Annotated in this window: 3 protein-coding genes and 1 pseudogene; 3 read left to right on the forward strand and 1 reads right to left on the reverse strand. The window is 70.7% G+C overall.

Annotated elements, in window-relative coordinates; genetic code table 11:
- Positions 1-213: pseudogene (locus tag JHC79_RS23185) on the forward strand (ATP-dependent helicase); the annotation flags it as partial.
- Positions 210-1,529, forward strand: coding sequence for a PQQ-binding-like beta-propeller repeat protein (locus JHC79_RS23190; protein WP_296395360.1), 1,320 nt, complete (start codon positions 210-212; stop codon positions 1,527-1,529). The pseudogene JHC79_RS23185 and the gene JHC79_RS23190, both read left to right, overlap by 4 nt.
- Before the next feature lie 25 nt (positions 1,530-1,554).
- Here JHC79_RS23190 and JHC79_RS23195 read toward each other — a convergent pair whose 3' ends face one another.
- Complete coding sequence (locus tag JHC79_RS23195) at positions 1,555-2,349, reverse strand: AAA family ATPase (RefSeq protein WP_296395362.1); 795 nt, start codon at positions 2,347-2,349, stop codon at positions 1,555-1,557.
- Positions 2,350-2,454: 105 nt separating this feature from the next.
- Here JHC79_RS23195 and JHC79_RS23200 point away from each other — a divergent pair.
- Positions 2,455-3,008: acid phosphatase (locus tag JHC79_RS23200; RefSeq protein WP_296395364.1), on the forward strand; the 554-nt coding region annotated here is incomplete at its 3' end.

Consider the following 3,008-nt stretch of genomic DNA (forward strand, 5'->3'; position numbering starts at 1 on the left):
ACCCGTTCGGGTGGTGCCGCCGCGGCGAGCGCCGCCGCGGACACCGACGCCACCTCGACCGACAACGTCGGCCAGGGCAGCACGAAGACGGCCGAGGACGGCGGATCGTCCAAGCCGCGTCGTCGGCGTCGTCGCCGCGGCGCAGGTGGCAACGGCGGAGGCGACTCGGCCGCAGGCAACGCATCGGCATCTGTGGGTTCCGCGGGCGAGTGAGGCTTCGCACCCCGGGCTCCGACGGCGACGCCGGAGCCGACTCCGAGCGGGCGGCCACCCCGTCCGTCCGGATCCGGCCCGAGCGACGCACCCGGGGTGATCTCGCGATCGTCGTCGCGGTCGTGGTGGTCGTGGCGCTCGTCGCCGCGGCCGTCTGGTGGGTGAGCTCGTCACGTCGCGCCTCCGATGACTTCGCGGCCGCGCCCCTGCCGTCGATCGACACGGCCACCTCTGCCCCGGCGGGGTTCACCGCCGGATGGCAGGCGGACTCCGCGGACACCGCATCGACCGTCGTCACCGACAGCGCCGTGGTCACCGCCGACGACGGCACGGTGGCCGGTCACGATCCCGGCTCCGGCGACGTCCGCTGGAGCTACCACCGCGCCGACCCGCTCTGCGGTGTCATCGGTGCGTACTCGTCGTCGCCCCGCGTCGTCGCCGTCTACCGCAACAGCCGCGGCTGCAGCGAGGTCACCGCACTCGACGCGTCCGACGGCCGCCGCGCGGCCACCCGCGCCAGTGCCGCCGACAGCTCCGTCACCCTGTCAGCCGGATCCGATTACGTGGTCTCGCAGGGGGATTCACGCCTCGAGTCGTGGGGTTCGACGATGGTTCGCGGCGTCGAGTACGGCCGGGTGTCGGCACCGGTCAAACCCGGCACCCAACCCCGATCGGGGTGCGTTCTGCTCTCGAGCGCCACCGGCTCCGATCAGATCGCCGTGATCGAACGCTGCGGTGACGAGCCCGGCTACCGCCTGACGATCATGGCCGCCGCGCAGGACAAGGACGAGAAGGTCGACGAGAGCGGCTCACGCATCATCACCAGCGGCACCGCCGGGCCGCCGCCGCGCGTGGTCGCCGTGTCGTCGTCGGCGGTCGCGGTGTACGTCGGCGCCTCGGGCCCGCTGGAGACCGCTCGCGGCCCGCAACTGCAGGTGTACGCGATGAACGCGACCGTGACGAGCTCACACGAGGTGCTCGGCGACCCGACTCCGCCCGCCGACTCCCAACCGCAGACGCGCGACGGCCTGCTGAGCTTCTACACCGGTAAGAGCACGGTCATCCTCGACGCGTCCGCGCTCACACCGACCTACCAGGTACCCGGCACGCTGGGGCCGGCGGCGCTCATGGGTCGCGATCTGCTCGTCCCCGGCCCGACCGGGATCACCATCCTCGATCCCGCCGACGGCCGACAGATCCGGACCATCGCCGTGGCCCGGCCCGGTTACCGTTCCGGGACCATCACGCTCGCGCCGATCGGCAACGACGTCGCCCAGTTGTACGGCGGGCGAATCCACATGCTGCTCGGCACGTGAGAACCCGCCCGTACGGGAACTGACGTCAGACGGTCGCCTCGAGGGTCGCGAGCGGCTTGCCGGCATCCCAGTGCTGCCAGAGGTTGTCCGACAGTTCGCGGTAGGCCTGCGACCCCTTGTTCTTGCGACCGGCCATCACGCTGGCACCTGACGCCGACGCCTCGGCGAACCGCACCGTCCGCGGGATGGGCGGGGCCAGCACCGGCAGGTCGTAGCGGTCGGAGACGTCGGCGAGCACGTCGCGACTGTGCGTGGTCCGTGCGTCGTACAACGTCGGGATCACGCCCAGCAGACGGAGGTCCGGGTTGGTGATCTGCTGGACCTCGGTCACCGTGCGCAGCAGCTGTCCGACGCCGCGGTGGGCCAGCGTCTCGCACTGCAGTGGGACCGCCACCTCGTCGGCCGCGGTCAGCCCGTTGAGGGTCAGCACACCGAGCGACGGCGGGCAGTCGAGCAGGATCACGTCGTAGTCCTGCGCGACCTCCTTGAGGGCCCGCTTGAGCGCGTACTCACGACCCGGCCGCATCAGGAGCAGCGCCTCGGCGCCCGCGAGGTCGATGGTCGCGGGCAGCAGCGTCACCCCGTCCTCGGTGGAGACCAGCGCGTCGACGATGTCGGACTCTCCGAGGAGCACCTCGTGTACCGAGGTGGTGATGAGGTCGGGGTCGTGGCCGAGCGAGAACGTCAACGATCCCTGCGGATCGAGGTCGACGACGAGGACCGACAGGTCCATCGCGGCCAGCGCGGCGCCGATGGACGCGACCGTGGTGGTCTTGGCGACCCCACCCTTCTGATTCGCGACCGCGAGGACCTTGGTCATCGCAGGCCGTCGCGTGAGAAGTGAGTGTTCATTTCCGGCGACCCCTCATCGATACTCCCGTGCACAGAGCACCAGCGTATGCGGGCGTGATGCACAATGACGGACGTGGGCACCCCGACACATCGACTGATCGTCATCCGGCACGGCGAGACCGAATGGTCCCGTACCGGGCGCCACACCGGTAGCTCCGACATCGACCTGACCGAGCAGGGCGTCGAACAGGCGCGCAGTCTGGCCGAGCCGATCGCCGAACTGCTGCTGACCTCGCCGACGGTCATCGCGTCGCCGCGGCTGCGGGCCCAGCGGACCGCGCAGCTCGCGGGGCTGAGCGTCGACGAGACCGAACCGCTGCTCACCGAGTGGGATTACGGCGACTACGAGGGACGCACCAGTCCCCAGATCCACGAGACCGACCCGGACTGGACGGTCTTCTCCGACGGCGGTCCGAACGGTGAGACGCCCGAGGAGATGAGCGACCGGGTCGACCACGTCATCGAGAAGGTCACCCCGAGACTGTCCGACGGCGACGTCGTGTTCGTCACGCACGGGCACTTCTCCCGGTCGCTGCTGGCGCGCTGGATCGGGTCACCCATCGCGCGGGGTCGCCACTTCACGATGCTGCCCGCCTCGATCGCGATCCTGGGTTTCGACGGGCAGTC

The sequence above is a fragment of the Williamsia sp. genome (genome assembly GCF_016462415.1).
In the GTDB taxonomy this organism is placed as follows: domain Bacteria; phylum Actinomycetota; class Actinomycetes; order Mycobacteriales; family Mycobacteriaceae; genus Williamsia_A.

Excerpts from the sequence above, each read along its gene's own strand:
- JHC79_RS23195 (WP_296395362.1), bottom strand. The coding sequence starts at position 2,349 with ATGACCAAGGTCCTCGCGGTCGCGAATCAGAAGGGTGGGGTCGCCAAG.